General features: G+C 66.6%; 18 protein-coding genes and 1 tRNA gene. 13 read left to right on the top strand and 6 right to left on the bottom strand.

Going from position 1 to position 21,502, the window contains the following annotated elements; all coding sequences use genetic code 11:
* Positions 1-9 precede the first annotated feature (9 nt).
* From purD to SOM28_RS08940, 3 genes are all read right to left on the bottom strand, one after another.
* On the bottom strand, positions 10-1,275 hold the full coding sequence (gene purD / locus SOM28_RS08930; protein ID WP_123069364.1) for a phosphoribosylamine--glycine ligase: 1,266 nt from the start codon (positions 1,273-1,275) through the stop codon (positions 10-12).
* A 12-nt stretch (positions 1,276-1,287) separates the two neighbouring features.
* Positions 1,288-2,013, bottom strand: a complete 726-nt coding sequence (locus tag SOM28_RS08935) for a YebC/PmpR family DNA-binding transcriptional regulator (RefSeq protein ID WP_123069365.1) — start codon at positions 2,011-2,013, stop codon at positions 1,288-1,290.
* Between the two features lie 90 nt (positions 2,014-2,103).
* A complete protein-coding gene (locus SOM28_RS08940; RefSeq protein ID WP_123069366.1) occupies positions 2,104-2,925 on the bottom strand; it encodes a DUF2182 domain-containing protein in 822 nt (273 codons plus the stop codon).
* A 344-nt stretch (positions 2,926-3,269) separates the two neighbouring features.
* On the opposite strand from SOM28_RS08940, the gene SOM28_RS08945 reads away from it, so the two are divergent.
* From SOM28_RS08945 to SOM28_RS08975, 7 genes are all read left to right on the top strand, one after another.
* Positions 3,270-3,707: a methylglyoxal synthase gene (locus SOM28_RS08945; RefSeq protein WP_229414919.1), complete on the top strand. Its 438-nt coding sequence runs from the start codon at positions 3,270-3,272 to the stop codon at positions 3,705-3,707.
* Positions 3,708-3,727: 20 nt separating this feature from the next.
* Positions 3,728-4,705: a quinone oxidoreductase family protein gene (locus SOM28_RS08950; protein ID WP_320467893.1), complete on the top strand. Its 978-nt coding sequence runs from the start codon at positions 3,728-3,730 to the stop codon at positions 4,703-4,705.
* On the top strand, positions 4,702-4,863 hold the full coding sequence (locus SOM28_RS08955) for a hypothetical protein (protein ID WP_320467894.1): 162 nt from the start codon (positions 4,702-4,704) through the stop codon (positions 4,861-4,863). Before SOM28_RS08950 ends, SOM28_RS08955 begins: the two co-directional genes overlap by 4 nt.
* A 4-nt stretch (positions 4,864-4,867) precedes the next feature.
* Entirely contained in the window at positions 4,868-5,788 is a 921-nt protein-coding gene (locus tag SOM28_RS08960; RefSeq protein WP_320467895.1) for a TIGR03571 family LLM class oxidoreductase, read from the top strand.
* Between the two features lie 134 nt (positions 5,789-5,922).
* The gene (locus tag SOM28_RS08965) at positions 5,923-7,788 is read left to right on the top strand and encodes a glycoside hydrolase family 2 protein (protein ID WP_320467896.1); all 1,866 of its coding nucleotides are present in this window, start codon (positions 5,923-5,925) and stop codon (positions 7,786-7,788) included.
* A 35-nt stretch (positions 7,789-7,823) separates the two neighbouring features.
* Complete coding sequence (locus tag SOM28_RS08970) at positions 7,824-8,885, top strand: LacI family DNA-binding transcriptional regulator (protein ID WP_123069371.1); 1,062 nt, start codon at positions 7,824-7,826, stop codon at positions 8,883-8,885.
* A gap of 89 nt (positions 8,886-8,974) precedes the next feature.
* Complete coding sequence (locus tag SOM28_RS08975) at positions 8,975-10,324, top strand: enolase C-terminal domain-like protein (RefSeq protein WP_123069372.1); 1,350 nt, start codon at positions 8,975-8,977, stop codon at positions 10,322-10,324.
* A gap of 92 nt (positions 10,325-10,416) precedes the next feature.
* Here SOM28_RS08975 and SOM28_RS08980 read toward each other — a convergent pair whose 3' ends face one another.
* Positions 10,417-11,070, bottom strand: a complete 654-nt coding sequence (locus SOM28_RS08980) for a DUF4136 domain-containing protein (RefSeq protein WP_123069373.1) — start codon at positions 11,068-11,070, stop codon at positions 10,417-10,419.
* 184 nt (positions 11,071-11,254) lie between these two features.
* Between SOM28_RS08980 and pepN the strand changes: the two genes are divergently transcribed.
* From pepN to SOM28_RS09005, 5 genes are all read left to right on the top strand, one after another.
* Complete coding sequence (gene pepN, locus SOM28_RS08985; protein WP_123069374.1) at positions 11,255-13,912, top strand: aminopeptidase N; 2,658 nt, start codon at positions 11,255-11,257, stop codon at positions 13,910-13,912.
* Between the two features lie 31 nt (positions 13,913-13,943).
* A complete protein-coding gene (locus tag SOM28_RS08990; RefSeq protein ID WP_123069375.1) occupies positions 13,944-14,945 on the top strand; it encodes a class 1 fructose-bisphosphatase in 1,002 nt (333 codons plus the stop codon).
* 139 nt (positions 14,946-15,084) lie between these two features.
* A tRNA-Thr gene (locus tag SOM28_RS08995) sits at positions 15,085-15,160 on the top strand.
* A 173-nt stretch (positions 15,161-15,333) separates the two neighbouring features.
* Positions 15,334-16,668: a hypothetical protein gene (locus SOM28_RS09000; RefSeq protein WP_320467897.1), complete on the top strand. Its 1,335-nt coding sequence runs from the start codon at positions 15,334-15,336 to the stop codon at positions 16,666-16,668.
* Positions 16,665-17,351 (top strand): DUF4214 domain-containing protein, encoded by a 687-nt coding sequence (locus SOM28_RS09005; RefSeq protein ID WP_320467898.1) that lies wholly within the window; start codon positions 16,665-16,667, stop codon positions 17,349-17,351. The genes SOM28_RS09000 and SOM28_RS09005 overlap by 4 nt, the downstream gene beginning before the upstream one ends.
* A gap of 10 nt (positions 17,352-17,361) precedes the next feature.
* Here the strand turns inward: SOM28_RS09005 and SOM28_RS09010 are convergent, their stop codons facing one another.
* Positions 17,362-18,330 (bottom strand): LysR substrate-binding domain-containing protein, encoded by a 969-nt coding sequence (locus SOM28_RS09010; RefSeq protein WP_123069377.1) that lies wholly within the window; start codon positions 18,328-18,330, stop codon positions 17,362-17,364.
* 160 nt (positions 18,331-18,490) lie between these two features.
* Here SOM28_RS09010 and SOM28_RS09015 point away from each other — a divergent pair, with 160 nt between their 5' ends.
* Positions 18,491-19,747 (top strand): aminotransferase class V-fold PLP-dependent enzyme, encoded by a 1,257-nt coding sequence (locus tag SOM28_RS09015; protein WP_320467899.1) that lies wholly within the window; start codon positions 18,491-18,493, stop codon positions 19,745-19,747.
* Position 19,748: 1 nt separating this feature from the next.
* On the opposite strand, the gene SOM28_RS09020 is transcribed toward SOM28_RS09015, so the two are convergent.
* Positions 19,749-20,933, bottom strand: a complete 1,185-nt coding sequence (locus SOM28_RS09020) for a DUF2325 domain-containing protein (protein ID WP_320467900.1) — start codon at positions 20,931-20,933, stop codon at positions 19,749-19,751.
* Positions 20,934-21,502: the final 569 nt, after the last annotated feature.

A 21,502-nucleotide genomic window follows, 5' to 3' on the forward strand; every position in this document is an offset into this window, starting at 1 on the left:
TGCAGGGGTTTACTTTACGCCGCGCCAGCCGATGTCGCGCCGGTACTGCGCGCCATTGAAATGGATCTTCTCGACGCTTTCATACGCCTGCTTCTGCGCCATCTTGACGCTGTCGCCCAGGCCCACCACGCACAGCACGCGGCCGCCGCTGGTCTGCAGCTTGCCATCCACCAGTTTTGTGCCGGCGTGGAAGGTGACGCATTCCGGCACTTCCGCAGGGATGCCGTCGATGACGTCGCCCTTGCGCGGGCTGTCCGGATAGCCGGCGGCCGCCATCACGACGCCCACGGCGGTGCGGCGGTCCCATTCCAGCTCGACCGTGTCGAGGGTGCCGTTGCAGGCGTGTTCCAGCACGGTGGCGAAGTCGCTCTTCAGGCGCGCCATGATCGGCTGGGTTTCCGGGTCGCCCATGCGGCAGTTGAATTCGAGCGTGCGCGGATTGCCGTCGGCGTCGATCATCAGGCCGGCGTACAGGAAGCCGGTGAACGGGATGCCGTCGCGCGCCATGCCCTGGATGGTCGGGTTGATGATCTCGCGCATCACGCGCGCATGCATCGACGGCGTAACGATCGGCGCCGGCGAATAGGCGCCCATGCCGCCCGTGTTCGGGCCCTGGTCGGCGTCCTTCAGGCGCTTGTGGTCCTGGCTGGTGGCCAGCGCCAGCACGTTCCTGCCGTCGCACATGACGATGAAGCTGGCTTCCTCGCCGGCCAGGAATTGTTCGATCACGATGCGGGCCCCGGCGTCGCCGAAGGCGTTATCGGACAGCATGTGGTCGACCGCAGCGTGGGCTTCTTCCAGCGACATCGCAACCACCACGCCCTTGCCGGCCGCCAGGCCGTCGGCCTTGATGACGATCGGCGCGCCATTGGCGTCGATGTAGGCATGGGCCGCGGCGGCGCTTGAAAAGGTCTCGTACTTCGCGGTCGGGATGCCGTGGCGGTGCATGAAGGCCTTGGCGAAATCCTTCGAGCTCTCGAGCTGGGCCGCCTCGCGGGTGGGGCCGAAGATCTTGAGGCCGCGCGAGCGGAACAGGTTGACGATGCCGGCCGCCAGCGGCGCTTCCGGGCCGACCAGGGTCAGGGCCACGTTCTCAAGCACCACGAAGTCGGCCAGCGCTTCAGGATCGGTCACGTCGACCGTCACCAGGCGCGCATCGAGCGCGGTGCCGCCGTTGCCGGGCGCGACGAAGACCGTCTGGATGCGTTCCGATTGGGCCAGTTTCCACGCCAGCGCGTGTTCGCGGCCGCCCGAGCCGACTACGAGGATTTTCATATTCGCTACCAATTATTCTTCGATCACGGCGTTGGTGAAGACTTCCTGGACGTCGTCCAGGTTTTCCAGCGCATCGAGGAGTTTCTGCATCTTGACCGCTTCCTCGCCCGTGAACACGGTCTCGGTGGCGGGCTTCATGATGACTTCGGCCACTTCGGCCTTGAAGCCGGCGGCTTCCAGTGCTTCCTTCACGGAGGAGAAGGCGTGCGGATCGCACAGCACTTCGAAGCCGCCTTCTTCGTCGGCCATGACGTCGTCGGCGCCGGCTTCGAGCGCGGCTTCCATCAGTTTGTCTTCGTCGACGCCCGGCGCGAACAGGAACTGGCCGGTGTGCGTGAACATGAAGGCGACCGAGCCTTCGGTGCCCATATTGCCGCCGAATTTGCTGAAGGCATGGCGCACTTCGGCCACGGTGCGGACACGGTTGTCGGTCAGGCAGTCGACGATGATCGCCGCGCCGCCGATGCCATAGCCTTCGTAGCGCACTTCCTCGTAGTTGACGCCTTCGAGCTCGCCCGAGCCTCGCTGGATCGCGCGGGTGACGTTATCTTTCGGCATATTCGCGTCGGCGGCCTTCTCGACCGCCAGGCGCAGGCGCGGGTTGGACGGGATGTCGCTGCCGCCCATGCGCGCGGCCACGGTGATCTCCTTGATCAGGCGCGTCCAGATCTTGCCGCGCTTGGCGTCGGTAGCGGCTTTTTTATGCTTGATATTGGCCCATTTGCTGTGTCCAGCCATGTCGAGGATTCCTTAGACGGTATGCAAGAGTGGCCGATATTCTAGCATAGGCCCCTCTTGCAAATTCGTCGTCCGGCTCAGGTTTGACTGTCATGGAAACAACAGTCTGGTCCCCAGGGCGAGCAGCGCCAGCCCCCCTGCGCAGGCGATCCAGTGGCCGCCGGCGAGGCGGATCTCGGCCAGCACGAACAGGCCGACGACGGCGATTGCGGCCGGGTTGTCGGGGCCGGCGGCCAGCAGCAGGAGCATCAGCAGCCAGCAACAGCCCAGGCACTGGCGGGCGTGGGCGGCGCCGCGCCAGAACGCGCCGGGCAGGCCGTCGCGCCAGCCGGCCAGGATGCCGGGCAGGGGCGCCCGGCAGTGCTCCAGGCAGGCATGCTTGGCGGGTGTCCACTGGTAGACGCCGGCCGCCACCATGGCCAGGCCGAGCAGGAGGGGGTGACGCACGGCGCCGCCGTGGTCGGATTCGTGCAGCGTCCATTGGGCGATCGCGGCCAGCAACGCGAAACCGGTCCAGGCGCCCAGGTAGCCGAGCACGAACAGCCATGTGCGCAGGCGGGCCCGCTGGGCCGCGTGCTCCCCGGCGATGCGCGCGAACAGCACCGTGGCGCGGCTGGCCAGGGGCAGCATCATGGCCGTGCACAGGCCGGCCCAGGTGAGAAAGACCAGCGCCAGCTGGCCGGCCTGGTAAGCCAGGGTGGGCGCGGCGATGGCCGGTGCGGCCGCACCGGCCGCACCGGCGGTGCTCACGCCGCCGGCTGCCGCGCCCGTGGCAAGGGGCGCGCTGCCGAGCACCAGGCCGCCCAGCACGAGGCCGGCCCAGCACAGGCTGGCCAGCAGCGATACGACGATCAGGGCCAGCAGCAAGAAGCGGTCGCGGCCAAGGCGTGCTTCGACGTCACGCAGGTTCATTGCGGCGCTCCCGGTGGCCCCGTGCGCTCTGTCTTGCTGGTCATGAGAGATTCTCCTGTTGGTTTGAGATGCATGGTTTCGACCACGCGCGCATCGACCCCGTTCGGCGGGCGCGGCGGGATGCTCCTTGATGCCGAGGCCGTCGCCGCCGGATGAACCCCGGCGAAGACGCCAGCGGTGCAACTCTCCTGCCACACGCGCGATGCCGCAGCGCCGCGATCGACCCCGTCGCGACGCCGAACTTCGGCGCTGCCGCCACAGCCATGCACAGATATTGATCGCTTTCAGAACGTTATTGCGCAGTTGGTGGTTTATATGACCGCTTGGTCGAATGCGGTATTCTTATGAGCGTCCCGACCACACCAACCGCCGCCCACGACATGACCATCACGACCGCCGCCCCACGCATCGCCCTGATTGCCCACGACAAGAAGAAGGACGACATGATCTCGCTCGCCGCCGAGTACCGCGATTTCCTGCAGGGCTGCGCCCTGTCGGCCACCGGCACCACCGGCGGGCGCCTGATCAACGAGCTGGGCCTGAACGTCGTGCGCAAGCATTCGGGGCCGGTCGGCGGCGACCTGCAGATCGGTTCCCTGCTGGTCGACGGCCTGATCGATTGCGTGATCTTCCTGCGCGACCCGATGACGCCGCAGCCGCATGAACCCGACATCAACGCCCTGGTGCGCGCCTGCGACGTGCACAATATTCCGTGCGCGACCAATGTCTCGACCGCGCGCCTGGTGCTGTCGCAACTGATAAGCGTGCACAGCGCCGCCTGACCAACCCCACAGGAGAAACCATGCTCGCCAAAGCGATCCGGATTGCCGCCACCGGCGGCCCAGAAGTGATGGAATACGTCGACGTCGAGGCACCGGCCCCCGGGCCGGGCGAGGCGCGCATCGTCCAGCACGCGATCGGCCTGAACTTCATCGACGTGTATTTCCGCACCGGCCTGTATCCGCAGCCGCTGCCCGGCTTTCTCGGCAAGGAAGGCGCGGGGGTGGTCGAGGCGGTGGGCGAGGGCGTGACCCACGTGCGGCCGGGCGACCGCGTGGCCTATGCCGGCGGACCGCTGGGCGCCTATGCCAGCGTGCGCACCATGCCGGCCCATTTCCTGGTCAGGCTGCCCGATGCGATCGGCTTCGAGACCGCGGCCGCCATGATGCTGCAGGGCCTGACGGTGCAATACCTGCTGCGCCAGACGTATCCGGTCAAGGCCGGCGACACGATCCTGTTCCACGCCGCGGCCGGCGGCGTCGGCCTGATCGCCTGCCAGTGGGCGCGCGCGCTCGGCGTGCGCCTGATCGGCACCGTGGGCTCGAAGGAAAAAGGCGAGCTGGCGCTGCGCCACGGCGCGGCCCACGTCATCAACTACAACGATGAAGACATCGCGGCGCGCGTGCGCGAGCTCACCGGCGGCGAGGGCGTTCCGGTGGTGTACGACTCGGTGGGCAAGGACACCTTCACCGCGTCGCTCGACTGCCTGCGCCGGCGCGGCCTGATGGTCAGTTTCGGCAACGCCTCGGGCGCGGTCGAGCCGTTTGCCCCGGCCGAGCTGTCCAGGCGCGGCTCGCTGTTCCTGACCCGGCCGACCCTGTTCGACTACATGAGTAACCAGGAAGAGCAGGAGGCGATGACGGCCGAGCTGTTCGAGATGGTCGGCAGCGGCAAGGTGAAGGTCGAGGTGCGCCAGACCTTCGCCCTGGCCGAGGCGGGCGAGGCGCACCGCGCGCTGGAAGCGCGCCGCACGACCGGTTCGACGGTGCTCCTGCCATGAGAGACACACGCGGTGAAGACCCGCTGCCGCAGTTGCCGCCGTCCGCGCAGCCATCCGGCGACGGCGCGCCGAAGTTCGGGCGCCTGCTGATCGTGCTGGTGCTGGCCATGCTGGTGGTGGTGGCGCTCACCTTCGGCTCCGAAGCGTATTTCACCTGAGCCCATGCAGGACTTCAATCGCGCATACGGGCAAGTCTTCGTTCCCGGCCGCCTGACGGTCGGGCTGATGACGCCCATGGCGGGCGGCCCCGGCGCCCTGGTCGACCTCGCGCTGGCGCAAGAACATGCGCGCCTGGCCGACGCGCTGGGTTTTGCAGCGCTGTGGACCCGCGACGTCCCGCTGATGATCCCGCAGGGCAGCGCCAACGAGACCGCTGCGCTGGACGACCCTTTCCTGTGGCTGGCCGCGCTGGCGGCCGTGACCGAGCGGATCGTGCTCGCCACCGGCGCCATCGTGCTGCCGCTGCGCCATCCGCTGCACGTGGCCAAGGCGGCGCTCACCCTGGACCGGATCAGCCGCGGCCGCCTGCTGCTGGGCCTGGGTTCGGGCGACCGTCCCGAGGAGTTTTCCCGTTTCGGGGCCGACCTGGAAACGCGCGACGTGGTCTTTCGCGAGCACTGGAGTGCCCTGCATACCGCGCTTGCGCCGGCGCCGGTCGTGGACCCGGAACAGTACCGCGTCCTGCCCCCGCCGCAGGCACGCATTCCGATGCTCGCAGTGGGCAGCGCACGGCAGTCGCTGCAGTGGATCGCCGAGCATGCCGATGCGTGGGCCAGTTACCACCGTGAGGAAGACCGGCAAAAAGGCCGCATCGCCCTCTGGCATATGGCGCAGGACCAGCGCTCGCCCGGCATGCGCAAGCCCTTCATCCAGTCGGTGCAACTGGACTTGCTGGACGATCCGGCGGCGCCGGCCGAAGCGATCGAACTCGGCCTGCGCACCGGCCGCCATGCGCTGGCCGCCTATCTGGAGCGCATGCGCGAACTCGGGGTCGCGCACATCCTGTTCAACCTGCACCGGGGCGCGCGGCCCGTCGCGGACGTCTTGCGCGAATTGGGCGCCGAGATCCTGCCCCGGCTCTAGGCCTGTCTTCACAAAGGTGTCGCCGCCAAGCATTTTGTTGACACAACAAAACGGCCCCGCTACGATAGTCCAGCACTAGATACCGGTAACAAAAAACCAACCGGACGGCGCCAGCCGGAGAGCGGGAGACAACCATGAAGCATCTTGGCAATGCATTGCGGGCCGCGCTGTGCGCGCTGGTCCTGTCCTGGCATGTGAACGCAATGGCGCAAGCACCGGCGCCCGCAGCGGAGGCGCAAGCATCCGCGCCGCTGCAGAATATCTACGGCCGCCAGCACCTGAGCCTGAACGGCCGCTGGAACTACATCGTCGATCCCTACGAGACGGGCTATTACAACTACCGGCGCGAGCCGTTCGATGCGACGCCCTCGGGCAAGGGCGGCTTCTATGACGACCTGGGCCCGCCGCAAAAGGGCGAACTGGTCGAGTACAACTTCGACCTGTCCCCCACGCTCAAGATTCCCGGCGACTGGAATTCGCAGGACGAGAAGCTGCTGTTCTATGAAGGCACGGTGTGGATGCGCCAGGTGTTCAACGCCGAGCCGCAGGAGGACAAACGCTATTTCCTCTACTTCGGCGCCGTCAACTACCAGGCCCACGTTTACCTGAACGGCAAGAAGCTGGGCACGCACAAGGGCGGCTTCACGCCGTTCCAGTTCGACGTGAGCGGCAAGCTGAACAAGGGCCGCAATTTCGTGGTGGTCAAGGTCGACAATATGCGCCACCAGGACGAGATCCCGACCGTGAACACCGACTGGTGGAACTATGGCGGCATCACGCGCGACGTGCTGCTGGCCGAAGTCCCCGCCACCTATATCGCCGACTACAAGGTGCAGCTGGCCAAGGGCGACCTGAAGCGCATCCAGGGCTACGTCCAGCTGGCCGGCGCCCAGCCGCGGCAAAGCGTCAGCGTGACGATTCCCGCGGCCGGCATCCGGACCACGGTCCAGGCCGATGCCGGCGGCCGCGCCGCCATCGACATCCCCGCCGGCAAGCTGGGCTACTGGTCGCCCGAAGCGCCGACCCTGTACGACGTCGAGATCGCGGCCGGTCCGGACACGGTGAAGGACAGGGTGGGTTTCCGCACCATCGAGACCCGCGGCCAGGACATCCTGCTTAACGGAAAGTCGATCTTCTTGCGCGGGATCTCGCTGCACGACGAAAACCCGCTGGCCCAGGGCCGCCTGCGCGGCGAAGGCGATATGCGCATGATGCTGCAGTGGGCGCGTGAGCTCAACGCCAACTTCGTGCGCCTGGCCCACTATCCGCACAGCGAGCACATGTCGCGCCTGGCCGACGAGATGGGCCTGCTGCTGTGGGCCGAGGTGCCGGTGTACTGGACCATCTCGTGGAGCAATCCCGACACCTACCGCAACGCCGACCGCCAGCTGACCGATATGGTGGTGCGCGACAAGAACCGCGCCAGCGTCATCGTCTGGTCGATCGGGAACGAGACCCCGGTGGGCGAGCCGCGCAACGTCTTCATGGGCCGGCTGGCCGACACCGTGCGCGGCCTGGACGACACGCGCCTGGTGGCGGCGGCGCTCGAAGTGCACCGCGAGGGCCAGCGGGTCGTGGTCGAGGACCCGCTGGCCGGCAAGCTGGACCTGGCCAGCTTCAACGAATACGCCGGCTGGTACTGGAGCGATCCCGAGGACATGCTCAACTACCGCTTCGACATCAAGGTGAACAAACCGGTGGTGGTCAGCGAATTCGGCGCCGATGCGCTGGGCGGCTACCACGCCGACGCCGCCACCCGCTGGAGCGAGGAATACCAGGAACGTCTGTACCAGAACCAGTTCAAGCTGCTGACCGCGATCCCCGGCCTGCGCGGCATGACGCCGTGGATCCTGGCCGACTTCCGCTCGCCGCGCCGCCCGCATCCGCAGTACCAGGATTTCTGGAACCGCAAGGGCCTGATCTCGGACACCGGCCAGAAAAAGAAAGCCTTCCATACTTTGAAGCGCTTCTATGACGGCATGCAGCAGAAATACCGCTAGAGGGCGCGGCATACCTCGGTGCTAGAATCGCGGCCATGGAAACCCCCGCCCCGAAGGACGCACCAGCTACCGCCCGCAAGAGCCGCAAGGGCGCCACGCCCACGGTGCGCGACGTCGCCCGCCTGGCCGGCGTGGCCCCGATGAGCGTCTCGCGCGCGCTGAACAATCCCGATTCGGTCTCGCCCGAGATCCTGCAGCGCGTGCGCGAGGTGGTGGACCGGGTGGGCTACGTGCCGAACCTGCTGGCCGGCGGCCTGGCCTCCAAGAAGAGCCGCATGGTGGCGGCCGTGGTGCCGACCATCAGCGGCTCGGTCTTCCTCGAGATGGTGCAGGCGCTCACCGACGGCCTGGCCGCGCGCGGCTACCAGCTGATGCTGGGCCAGGCCGGCTACGAGAACTCGCGCGAGGACGCGCTGCTCGAGGCCATCATCGGGCGCCGTCCGGACGGCGTGGTGCTGACCGGGATCATGCGCTCGGAGCAGGGCCGGCGCCGCCTGCTGGCCAGCGGCATCCCGGTGGTCGAGACCTGGGACCTGACCGACAGCCCGATCGACATGCTGGTGGGCTTTTCGCACGAACAGATCGGCAAGGCGGTGGCCGAATACCTGCATGGGCGCGGCCGCCGCAGGATCGCCGCCATCAGCGCCGACGACGAACGCGCGGTGCGCCGCAACCGCCAGTTCGCCGACACCGTGCTGGCGCTGCAGCCGGGGCTGGGCACGGACCGCGCGGCGGTGCCGACCTGCATCGTGCCGGCGCCGACCTCGCTCGGCAGCGGCCGCGCGAGCCTGCGCGAGCTGCTGGCGCGCGACCCCGGCATCGACGCCGTGTTCTGCAGCTCCGACATGATGGCCCAGGGCGTGCTGCTCGAAGCGCTGGCGCTGGGCGTCAAGGTGCCCGAACAGCTGGCCGTGGTCGGCCTGGGCGACCTGGCATTCTCGCGCGACCTGCATCCTCCCTTGACCACGGTGCGCATCGACGGCACCGCCATCGGCTCCACCGCCGCCCAGCTGATCATCGCCCGCGCCGAAGGCCGGCCGGTGGAAGAACCGGTGCGCGACGTCGGCTTCGTCATCGTCGAACGCGGCAGCAGCTAAAAAAACCCTTTCAGCGCGTTGACTTCATCGACGTGATACCGGTATCATCGTCTCATCTTGATACCGGTAACATAGCTTAGGGAAGAACGATGACCATGGAATCTTCGACGCCGGGCGGCACGCCAACGATCACCGCGATGCGCGTGGTGCCGGTCGCGGGCCGCGACGGCATGCTGCTCAATCTCAGCGGCGCCCACGCGCCGTGGTTCACCCGCAACCTGGTGATCCTCACCGACAGCAGCGGCCAGCAGGGCGTCGGTGAAGTGCCGGGCGGGGAGAGCATCCGCCAGACGCTCGAGGATGCGCGCGCGCTGGTCGTCGGCCAGCCGATCGGCGCCTGGAACGGCGTGCTGCGTTCGATCCGCACGACCTTCGCCGGACGCGATGCGGCGGGGCGCGGACAGCAGACCTTCGACCTGCGCGTGACGATCCACGCGGTGGCCGGCGTCGAATGCGCCTTGCTCGACCTGCTGGGCAAGTTCATGGGCGTGCCGGTGGCCGACCTGCTGGGCGACGGCCGCCAGCGCGACCAGGTCGAGATGCTGGGCTATCTGTTCTACGTGGGCGACCGCAAGGCGACCGACCTTCCGTATGCAAGCGAGCCGGATGCGATTGATGAGTGGCTGCGCCTGCGCCACGAGCCGGCCATGGACACCGACGCCATCGTGGCCCAGGCCCGCGCCGCCCAGAAGCGCTACGGCTTCAAGAGCTTCAAGCTCAAGGGCGGCGTGCTGCGCGGCGAACAGGAAATCGAGGCGGCGCGCGCGCTCAAGGAAGCCTTCCCGCAGGCCGGCATCACGCTCGACCCCAACGGCTGCTGGCTGCTGCAGGATGCGATCCGGCTGTGCCGCGACATGAAGGGCGTGCTGGCCTATGCCGAGGATCCTTGCGGACCCGAAGGCGGCTATTCGGGCCGCGAGACGATGGCCGAGTTCCGCCGCGCCACTGGCCTGCGCACCGCCACCAATATGATCGCCACCGACTGGCGCCAGCTGGCGCACGCGGTGCAACTGGGGGCGGTGGACATCCCGCTGGCCGACCCGCATTTCTGGACCATGCAGGACACCGTGCGCGTGGCCAAGATGTGCGAAGCCTGGGGCCTGACCTGGGGCTCGCATTCGAACAACCACTTCGACGTCTCGCTGGCGATGTTCACCCATTGCGCGGCGGCGGCGCCGGGAGACATCACGGCGATCGACACCCACTGGATCTGGCAGGACGGCCAGCACCTGACCCGCAATCCGCTGCGCATCGTGGACGGCATGGTCACCGTGCCGACGACGCCGGGGCTGGGCGTGGAACTCGATATGGAGGCGGTGGAGGCCGCGCATCAGCGCTACCTGGCGATGGGGCTGGGTGGACGCGACGATGCGGTGGGGATGCAGTACCTCGTTCCGAACTGGAAGTTCGATAGCAAGAAACCTTGCATGGTGCGCTAAGACGCGCCGGCATTACCGTTGTCTCTCGTTGTCTCTCGTTGGCCCGTCGCGCCTTGCGTGACGGGCCTTTTTTTACAGTTGATGGACTGCGATCAGCCCTTCGGCTCCTGCTTCACCTCGACCCGCCGCGCCACGCCCGACGGTCCCGGGAAGCCTTCGAAGGCGCTGTGCACCAGCGCCGGCATGATTTCCGGCGTCGACATATTGCGGCTGGTGTTGTGCACCGTGACGTCGAACAGGCGCTTGCCGTCGCGCGCCGCCTTGATCGAGACCTGCAGCTCGCGCCGGTAGTGGTGCTCGACCGAGGTCTGGTAGGCCGGATACGGACCCCAGAACGGATCGTAGAACGGGCTGTACCAGCCGCCCCAGTAGCGGCGATTGAATCCGCGGTAGCCGTAGCCATAGCCGAAGCGTGCGCTCGGGTAGAAATACGGCGTCATGATCGGCTCCAGCACGCGCACCGGCAGGTCGGTGGTGGTGAAGCGCATTGCCACCGTCAGCGCCGGCGTGGCGCCTTCAGCGTCGCGGAAGCCCTGGCGCGCCAGCTGGGCGCGCACCAGTTCCTGGTAGCTGCGCCATTCCAGCGTGTCGTCCTGCGGCGACGGCACCTCGAACACATAACTCTTGTCTTGTATCTGGGCCGGCCATTGGTGGAAGGTCGTGACGTCGCTGCGGATGGTGGTCGCGCAACCGCCCAGGAGCAGTGCAAGCGCCGAGCCGGCGGCGACCATGATGAGGCGTTTCATACTATCTCCAGATTATTTGAGCGGAATTTCGCCGATGATCAAGCTTACCGCTTGTTCAAGATCAATGAACCGGGTTTTACACCCCGTTACCGTGCATACACTGCGATACATGGAAACGAACGAAGCACCGGAAAAGCTTGTTGGTAAAATAAGCACTTCTCCACTGTGTTCTTGGACTCTTCCTATGCGCACCGATACGCCCCAGACCATTTACCGCAAAGACTATAACCCGCCGACTTACCTTGTGGATACTGTCGAGCTCGGCTTCGACCTGGATCCCGCGCGTACGGTCGTGGCCAACCGCCTGACCTTGCGCCGCAACCCGGCGGCCGGCGGGCGGGCCATCGAGCTGCATGGCGAGGAGATCGAGCTGGTGGCGCTGCGCCTCAATGGCAAGACCCTCGCCGGGGCCGATTACACGCTGGCCGACAATCGCCTGGTCATCCACGAGGCGCCGGACGACGTTGTCCTCGAGATCGAATCGGTCTGCGTGCCCGAGCAGAACACGACGCTCAGCGGCTTGTATGTATCGAATGGCAACTTCTTCACCCAGTGCGAGGCCGAAGGCTTCCGCCGCATCACCTATTTCCCGGATCGCCCGGACGTGATGGCCAAGTACACGGTGATGCTGCGCGCGGACAAGGCGCGCTACCCGGTGCTGCTGTCGAACGGCAACCTGATCCAGGAAGGCGATCTCGACGACGGACGCCACTATGCGCTGTGGGAAGACCCGTTCAAGAAGCCGTCCTACCTGTTCGCGCTGGTGGCCGCCAAGCTGGTGTGCCAGGAAGAGACCTTCCGCCTGGCAGACGGCCGCGACGCCCTGCTGCAGGTGTGGGTCGAAGACGGCAACCTGGACAAGACCGACTATGCGATGCAGTCGCTCAAGCACAGCATCCGCTGGGATGAGGAAAAATACGGGCTCGAACTCGACCTGGACCGCTTCATGATCGTCGCCACCAGCGACTTCAACATGGGCGCGATGGAGAACAAAGGCCTGAACATCTTCAACACCAAGTTCGTGCTGGCCAACCCGCGGGTGGCGACCGACGTCGACTTCCAGGGCATCGAGGCGGTGGTGGCGCACGAATACTTCCACAACTGGACCGGCAACCGCGTAACCTGCCGCGACTGGTTCCAGCTGTCGCTGAAAGAAGGCCTGACGGTGTTCCGCGACCAGGAATTCACGGCCGACATGATCGGCACCGACACCGGCCGCGCCGTGACCCGCATCGACCAGGTGCGCACGCTGCGCCAGCATCAGTTCCCCGAAGATGCCGGCCCGATGGCGCACCCGGTGCGTCCCGACTCCTTCGTGGAGATCAATAATTTTTATACGGTGACGGTGTACGAGAAGGGCGCCGAAGTGGTGCGCATGTACCAGACGCTGTTTGGCGTCGATGGCTTCCGCAAGGGCATGGACCTGTACTTCGAACGCCATGACGAGCAGGCGGTCGAGTGCGACGATTTCCGGCGCGCGATGGCCGACGCCAACGGCCGCGACCTGACCCAGTTCGAACGCTGGTACAGCCAGGCCGGCACCCCGGTGCTGCGCTTCGAGGGCCGCTGGGACGAAACCGCCCACACCTACACGCTCAAGCTGATCCAGTCCTGTCCGCCGACGCCGGGCCAGCCGCAGAAGCTGCCGTTCCACATCCCGGTCGCGGTCGGCCTGCTCGACGCCGCCGGCAACGACATGCGCCTGGTGGTCGATAGCGTCGACCGCGGCGCGACGGCGGTGCTCGAACTGACCCAGGCCGAGCAGACCTTCGTCTTCACCGACGTCAAGGAGCAGCCGGTGGCGTCGGTGCTGCGCGGCTTCTCGGCGCCGGTAGTCCTGCAGGGCAGCTATACCGACGCCGACCTGCTGCACCTGTTCAGCCATGACAGCGATCCGGTCAACCGCTGGGAAGCGGGCCAGCGCCTGGCCATGAGCCGCCTGCTCAAGCTGGCCGGCGAGGCCGCGGCCAAGGGTAACAGCGGCGCCAGCCTGAACCTGGACGAGACCTTCATCGAAGCGATGCGCAAGGTGCTGGTCGACGAGACCCTCGACCCGGCCTTCCGCGAACAGGCGCTGCTGCTGCCGTCCGAGGGCATGGTGGCCGAGCAGATCGACGGCGTCGACCCGCTTGCCGTGCACATCGCGCGCCAGTTCATCCGCGCCGACATCGGCGCGCGCCTGCGTGGCGAGCTGCTGGCGCAGTACGAGGCCAACCTGACGCCGGGGGCCTACAGCCCGGATGCCGCATCGGCCGGCAAGCGCGCGCTCAAGAATATCGCGCTGTCCTACCTGAACGCGGCGCCCGACGACGAGAGCGTGGCGCTGGCCCAGCGCCAGTTCGACGAGGCCGACAATATGACCGACCGCGCCGCCGCACTGGGCGCGCTGATCGCATCGCGCGTGCCCGAAGCCGCCGACGCGCTCGACGTGTTCTACCAGGAGTTCCAGGGCGAGGCCCTGGTGGTGGACAAATGGTTCATGATGCAGGCCGCGGCCCCGACCACCGACGTCGCGGCCGTGCGCGCGCTGATGCGCCATCCGGCCTTCACCCTGCGCAACCCGAACCGCGCGCGCAGCCTGGTCGCCGCCTTCTGCATGAACAATCCGGTGCAGTTCCACGCGCCGGACGGCAGCGGCTACGCCTTCTGGGCCGAGCAGGTGATCGCGCTCGACGCGCTCAACCCGCAGGTCGCAAGCCGCCTGGCGCGCGCCATGGACCGCTGGCGCCGTTATGCGCCGGCGCTGCAAGAGCAGATGAAGGCCGCGCTGCAGCGGGTGGCGGGGCAGGGCAAGCTGTCGAACGACGTGCGCGAAGTGGTCACCAAGGCGCTCGCGAATTGATAACAATATTTAAACCAAACCTGAGGAAGTCATGAAACGCGTAAGTCTGACGCAATACCTGGTCGAAGAGCAGCGCCTGCACCAGAACATCAACGCCGAGCTGCGCCTGCTGATCGAGGTCGTGGCCCGCGCCTGCAAGCGCATCAGCTATTCGGTGAGCAAGGGCGCGCTGGGCGAAGTGCTGGGCAGCGCCGAGACCGAGAACATCCAGGGCGAAGTCCAGAAAAAGCTGGACGTGATCTCCAACGAAATCCTGCTGGAGGCGAACGAGTGGGGCGGCCACCTGGCGGCGATGGCGTCCGAAGAGATGGAAACCATCCGCCAGATCCCGAGCCGCTATCCGATGGGCGAGTTCCTGCTGCTGTTCGATCCGCTGGACGGCTCGTCGAACATCGACGTCAACGTCTCGATCGGCACCATCTTCTCGGTGCTGAAGGCGCCGGAAGGCATGAGCCAGCCGACCGAGCAGGACTTCCTGCAGCCCGGCACCGCCCAGGTGGCGGCCGGCTATGCGGTCTACGGCCCGCAGACCATGCTGGTGCTCACCACCGGCAACGGCGTGCACTGCTTCACGCTGGACCGCGAGATGGGTTCGTGGGTGCTGACCCAGAGCGATATGCAGATCCCGGCGTCGACGAAAGAATTCGCCATCAATATGTCCAACAAGCGCCACTGGCATCCGCCGGTGCAGCGCTACGTGGACGAGCTGCTGGCAGGCGAGACCGGCCCGCGCGGCAAGGATTTCAATATGCGCTGGATCGCCTCGATGGTGGCCGACGTGCACCGCATCCTGAACCGCGGCGGTGTCTTCATGTATCCGGCCGACCTGCGCGACCCGCAATCGCCGGGCAAGCTGCGCCTGATGTACGAAGCCAACCCGATGGCGATGATCGTCGAGCAGGCCGGCGGCGCCGCCACCGACGGCAAGGGCCGCATCCTGGACATCCCGCCGACCAAGCTGCACCAGCGTGTGCCGGTGTTCCTGGGCTCTAAGGAAGAAGTCGAGGTCGTCACGGGCTACCACGGGGCCTGAATTTCCTGTTTTCAGCCGATAATGCGGCACGCTAGCGATACACACTAGCAAGTTTGCCGCATTGTTTGCTAGAATATGGTTCTTTCGTCACGGCGGCTACGTTGTCGTGCGCCGAAAGGCAAGGCGAAGCACAGGTTTCGCCGCTGTAGCTCAGTCGGTAGAGCAGCGCATTCGTAATGCGAAGGTCACCAGTTCGATTCCGGTCAGCGGCACCAAAATTCGGTAAGTCCAAAAGGTTACATGCGCAAGCAGGTAACCTTTTTTGTTTTTCGGATGCGGAAAAGCCCGTGCAATGCGGCCGGCATGGAATCGCGCCATGCCGACGTGTTTCGAATCGTGCGCCGCCTGGGGTGGCTATACTTCCGGTATCCGATACCGAGGAACGATCATGGCAACCGCATTCACTTCGCAGGCCAGCGCCGCCGAATCCACCTGGCCGATCGAGCCGCGCTTTTCCTATCCCAACGGGGACGTGGTGCAGGTGGCTGAAAATACCCGCGACGTCACCGTCGACGTCATCTCCCAGGGCCCGTCCGGCCCGATCTACAACGACTACGTGATCACCGGCGGCGCCGATGCCGCGCTGTTCACGGTCGACCAGGCTACCGGCCTGCTGCGCTTCATCGCGGCGCCCGACTACGAGGCGCCGCGCGACCGCGGCGCCGGGGCGGGCAACAATACCTACCAGGTCGAGGTCACGCGCACCGATAGCGCCGGCACCGCCGCGCAGCTGTTGACGATCTGGGTTACCGACGTCGACGAGCGTCCCGGCACGGCGCCGCAGGTCAGCGTCATCGATAACCGCGAGGTGCGGGTGCACACGGTCACCGAGACCGACGGCACCCAGCGCCAGGTGCTGACGGCCGGCACCACCCGTGTGGCCGGCCCGGACACCAATGGCGACGGACTCACGAGCGCGGTGCCGATCGCCGTCGATGCCAGCGGCCGGGTCCTGCTGCGCGCCGACCTGTGGCTGGACATGGGCATGACCGCGAGCGGCAGCGTCGCGCCGGAGCCGGCCGGCGCCGCGCTGGCCGACCTGTTGCGCGAGGTGCGCCAGCACAGCGAGGCCGGCTCCGCCTCGCAGGCCAGCCTGGTCGCCGGCGCCACCCGCTACATCGCCGAGGCGGCGAACACGCCGCTGCTGCTGCAGACAATCGCACCGACGGCCGCTTTCGGGACGGCGCCGCAACCATACAGTCCCTTGGCACTGGTCGGCGTCGAGGCCGGGGCCGGCAAGCCGCTGGTTGCCGTGGTCATCGATACGCGCGGCCTGTGGAACAGCAACGTCACCCTGGACCACATCGGCTTCGCCGCGCTGGCCGGCGAAGTCACGGTCAGGGGCGGCGCCGGCGAACAGTACGTGGTGGCGGACGCCGACGCCCAGACCCTCAACCTGGGCGAGGGCGACGACGTGGTCTATGCCGGCGGTGGCGACGACATCATCGACGGCGGGGCGGGCGACGACCGCCTGCATGGCGAAGACGGCGACGACTACATCTCTGGCGGTGCGGGCGACGACTGGATCGACGGCGGCGCAGGCACCGACACCGTGCGCCTGGCGGGGAGCCGGGCCGATTACACGATCCGGGTCGAACAGGGGCATGTGGTGGTCACGGCCCGCGACGGCGTCGAAGGCAGCGACTCGCTTGCGAATGTCGAGATCCTGACTTCGGCGGCGACGGCGCCGAGCGCTCGGTACGCGGGACCGTCACGCGCATGATCGAGTCGCTCGAAGACCGCGTGGCGACCCGCGTCGAGCTCGATGCCTGGGAAGCGCAGCATGGCGCCGGGATGTCGCTGCTCGAGATCTCGGCCAGCCTGCTCGCGGCGAGCGGCGCCGACGACGCCATGAGCGACGACGATTTCGTCATGTCGCTGTACGAGAACGGCATGGAGCGCGGCGGCAACCTGAGGGAGCTGTACGGCTGGCTGGTCGGGCTGGACGCGGGTGCACGCACGCGGGAAGACGTCCTGCTGGAGTTCGCCGACCACTTCGCCATGCTGCAGTATATGGACTGGTACGGGTCCAGCGCCTGGATCGCGGACACCGATGTCGGCATGCTGGTGCGCATGTATGACACCTTGTTCGACCGCGCGCCGGACCAGGGTGGCCTGAATTACTGGATCGCGGCCAGCGAGAACGGCATCAGCATGGCGGCCATTGCCGACACCTTCGTCAACGCGGCGGAAGGGCAGTTCGGCGGCATGAGCAATGCGCAGTATGTCGCCCACCTGTACCGGGCGGGCCTGGAGCGCACGGCCAGCCAGGCCGAGGTCGCGGGCTGGGCCACCTTGATCGACGACGGCACGCTCAATCGCGGCGACGTCCTGCTGGGCATCGCCAATTCGGCCGAGATGGCGGCACTGGTCGGCGTGATGAGCACCTCGATCGACCTGCTCTGAAACCGCCGTTTCAGGCCGGGGGCGCCGCCAGCGGCTGGAACTGGTGCAGCGCCACCTTGCCCGCGCCCGGCGGCATCGTCGCGCGCAGCCGGTCCATGTCGGCCTGCAGTCGTGCGCGCATCGCGGCCAGCATCTGGCGCACGAAGGGCGACAGCGGCCGGCCGGCGGGCCACATCGTCAGCGCCGTGAACTCGAGCCGCTCCGAGAACGGACGGAATACCAGGCCCGCATCGAGGTAGTCGACCGCCGTGACCGGATTGACCAGGGCAACCCCGATGCGGTTGCGCACCAGTTCGCACAGGCTGAAGGTGTACGAGGTTTCGACCGCCGTCTGCAGCTGCACGCCGTGGCCTCGGCAGATCGCATCCAGGCGCAGGCTCACCGCATCGTCCGGCTGCAGCGCCACGAAGGGATGGCGCGCCAGCTGTTTCGGCGTGATCACGCTATTGCGGGCCAGCGCGTGGCCGGCGGGCAGGGCGACGACGCCGAAGTAGTGCGCGAACAGCGCGTGCTCGACGCCGGTGGTGGAGATGTCCTGGGCCGCGATGCCCAGCTCCACCTCGTCGCGCAGCACCTGGCTGCGTACGTCCTGCGACCCCATCACCTGCAGCGACACCATGCTGCGCGTGCCGGCGGCCGCGAGGTCGGCCAGCACGCGCGGCACGAAACCCGTCCCCAGGCCGGGAAAGGCGGCGATGCGCACGCGGCCGGCGTCGAACTGCTTCAGGCTGCGGATGCGCTGCTCGATCACGTCCATGCCGACGAAGTGGCGCTGGACCTCGGCCAGCAGGGCCTGTGCCTGCTGGGTGGGCTGCAGCTTGCCGCCGGGACGCTGGAACAGTTCGAGGCCGGCGCGTTTTTCCAGCCGGCGCAGCGCCATGCTGACGGCCGGCTGCGACAGCCCCAGCACCTTCGCGGCGCGGGTGGCGGAGCCCGAGGTCATCACGGTGCGGAAGATCTCGATGTCGCGGCTGAGCATGGCGATTGTCAGGTGGTGGAAGGTGGTCCCGATTCTAACCCGGCTGCGTTTGTGTCGAGCGGGGGTATCAATGGCGCTTATGGGGTGATCATTCGCCAGGCGAGCGCACCGCGCTGGCCTGCCTATACTTTCCTGCACATCCATTTTCGCGGGAGCCTGCATGAAACCAATCGCTTATCGCCGCCGCAAGCTGCTGCGCACCGCCGCAGGCTTGAGTCTCGGAAGTGCGGCGCTGCCCTGGCCGGCGGCCGCCGGCTCGGCCGACGATGCCGGCCTGGGGACCAACTACGACGTGGCCGGCGACATCGTCAACCTGGAAAACGCCTATTACGGCATCATGGCGCGCCCGGTGCTGGACGATTACAAGCGCAATCTCGACTACCTGAACCGCCACAACACGCACTACCTGCGCACGCGCTTTGACCGCACAGACATGACGGCGATCCGCGCGCAGCTGGCGGCGTATGCCGGCGTTGCGCCTGGCGAGATCGCGATCACGCGCAGCGCGGTGGAGTCGCTGCAGAACCTGATCCTGAACTACCGGCTACTGAAGGAGGGCGAAGCGGTCATGATCTGCAACCTGGACTACGGCACGGTGATGGATGCCATGCGCGAGCTGGCCAAACGCCGCGGCGCCGGGCTGGTCTCGGTGACGATCCCCGAGCCGGCCACGCGCCAGAACGTCATCGACGCCTATGCCGAGGCGCTGCGGCGCCATCCGCGCACGCGGCTGCTGCTGCTCACCCACATCAATCATCGTACCGGCCTGGTGCTGCCGGTGGCCGAGATCGCGCGCATCGCCCGTGACCGCGGCGTGGACGTAGTGGTGGACATCGCGCAATCGTTTGGCCAGCTCGATTTCCGCATCCCCGACCTGGGCGCGGACTTCGTCGGCGCCAACCTGCACAAGTGGATCGGGGCGCCGCTCGGGCTGGGGTTTCTCTATATACGCGAGGGACGGCTGCAGGACATCGACATCGATTGCGGCAATACCGAACATCCGCCGACCGACATCCGCGCGCGTGTGAACGCCGGCACCCTGAACGTGGCGGCGGTGATGACGATTCCAAGCGCGCTGGCCTTCCATGCGCGCATCCCGCTCGCGGCGCGCGCGGCGCACCTGCGCGCGCTGCGTGACTACTGGGTGACCCGGGTGCGCGGGCTGCCGAACGTGCAGGTGCTGACGCCCGACGACGCGGGGATGACGGGTGCGGTGACGTCGTTCCGCCTGAAGGGAAAAACGTCGTTCGAGGACAACGTGGCGCTGGCGCGCACGCTGGCCGAGCGTCATGGCATCTTCACGGTGGCGCGCGAAGGCCCGGTTGGCGGTAGCTGCATCCGCGTCACGCCTTCGTACTTCACGACCACGGCGCAGCTGGACCGCCTGGTGGCGGCGATCCGCGCGCTGGCGGCTTAGCTTAGCTGGGTTGGTCCTCGGTAGCGGCTTCCTGCAGGCCGCGCACCAGGCTCGAGACGCTCGGGTTGTCGACAAAGACGCAGCGCTTGCCGTGGCGCTTGCAGTGGTCTTTCACGCGCCAGTAGGCGCTGTGGCTGATGCAACCGGTCTGGCAGATCACGAGGTCGGCCGCGGCCAGGCTGGCGTCGAGCTGGCTGCTGCTGTCTTCGAGGCCGCCGTCGTGGTGGGCGAACTGGGCGCCGACGCGCTCGATCATATTGCGGTAGATCGGCACGCTGCTGCTGCGGCCTCCGACGCACAGCACGCTGCGGTTTTCCAGGCGCACCGGCATCGCGACCGGCGCCACCTGGATCGGCGCGGGCGCCGCCACGTCGGCTTCCGGCGCCGGCGCAGGCGCACGCGCCGCCTTCAGCTCGGCCAGCTGCACACGCAGCGCCTGTTCACGCGCTTCCATCTGTGTCACCCGCTCTGCCAGGCGTTCGCGCGACTCGAGGTCGGGAACGCTGGCCTGCAGCCGCGCCAGTTCTGCGCGCAAGGCCTGGACGTCGCCATCGCGCGCGATGGTCGCCGCCCGCGCAGCCCGCAGCTGGTTCTCGAGGCGTTCGCCTTCTTGCGCCTTTTCCAGCCCCAGCGCATTGCAGCGCTCCTGCAGGCGCGCCACTTCGCGTTCGAGGCGCGCGTTGTCGGCGACGACCGCATTGAACTTGTTGATGTCGGCACGCGCGCAGGCCCCGGCCTGGTGCTGCACCATATGGATATCGCGGCACATCTTTTCTTCAAGCGCGGTGGTACAGCGCGGATGGGACAGCCCCGCCCAGAACGCCCCGGCGACGTCGCCGGCGGCCACCGCGGCATCCCACATGGCCTCGACCTGCTCGGTGGTCTTGGCGGCGCGGAAGCGCTGGACATGCTGTGCATAGCGCCGCTCGAGTTCCTTCTGCACCGCATCGGCCACCGGCGTGCGCAGCGCGCATTCGCTGACGGTGCCGACGTGGATGTCGTAATCGTCATGCAGCACCTTCCCGCCCGTCACCTTCTCCACCAGCTTGCGCAAGCCGCCCAGCGGCAACCCGACCCCGACCAGCGGGCAATGGCAGGCATGGGACAGCTCCCACACGCGCCGCCGGCGCGATCCCTGCGCTCCGTCAGCAGGGCAGGGTACGTTCGCAGCGTGTTTGTCGCACATATCGTTCCTCTCGACGCAAGATAGTGGCATCAGATGATAATGATTCTCATTCATCATTCTATCTCACCCACCACGCCACGCAAGCGAAATCTTCACCCGTGCACCCGCCAGCCCCACCCAACATGAGGGTCAGAGTAGATTTATCGAGCAATTCTCCAGAATTGCTTTTAATTCGACTCTGACCCTAATTGTTCAGTTGAGAGGAAATTGCCAATCAAGCTGACTCTGTCCCCAATTAATCAAATTTGGAGAGAAATTGCTCAATAATTTGACTCTGACCCTAATTATTTACGGGTTTACAAATTGCACAAGAATATCGAATTAAGTAAGCGCTATTGCGGCTCAAGAAATGATTTCTCCTATGGGAAGGCCATGTTCTAGAGGCAGCAATTCAACGACCAAACTAATTAGGGTCAGAGTAGAATTGTTTTGCAATTTCTTTTAAACCGGGCAGCGTGAAAATGGCCCGACTAACAGTTGATTGCAAGTTCTTGGTCATTAATTCTACTCTGACCCTCATTATCGGGATTGCGGAGAAATTGCTGAATAATTCTACTCTGACCCTAATT

Source organism: Massilia sp. CFBP9026 (genome assembly GCF_034045165.1).
GTDB classification, from domain to species: domain Bacteria; phylum Pseudomonadota; class Gammaproteobacteria; order Burkholderiales; family Burkholderiaceae_D; genus Telluria; species Telluria arenae.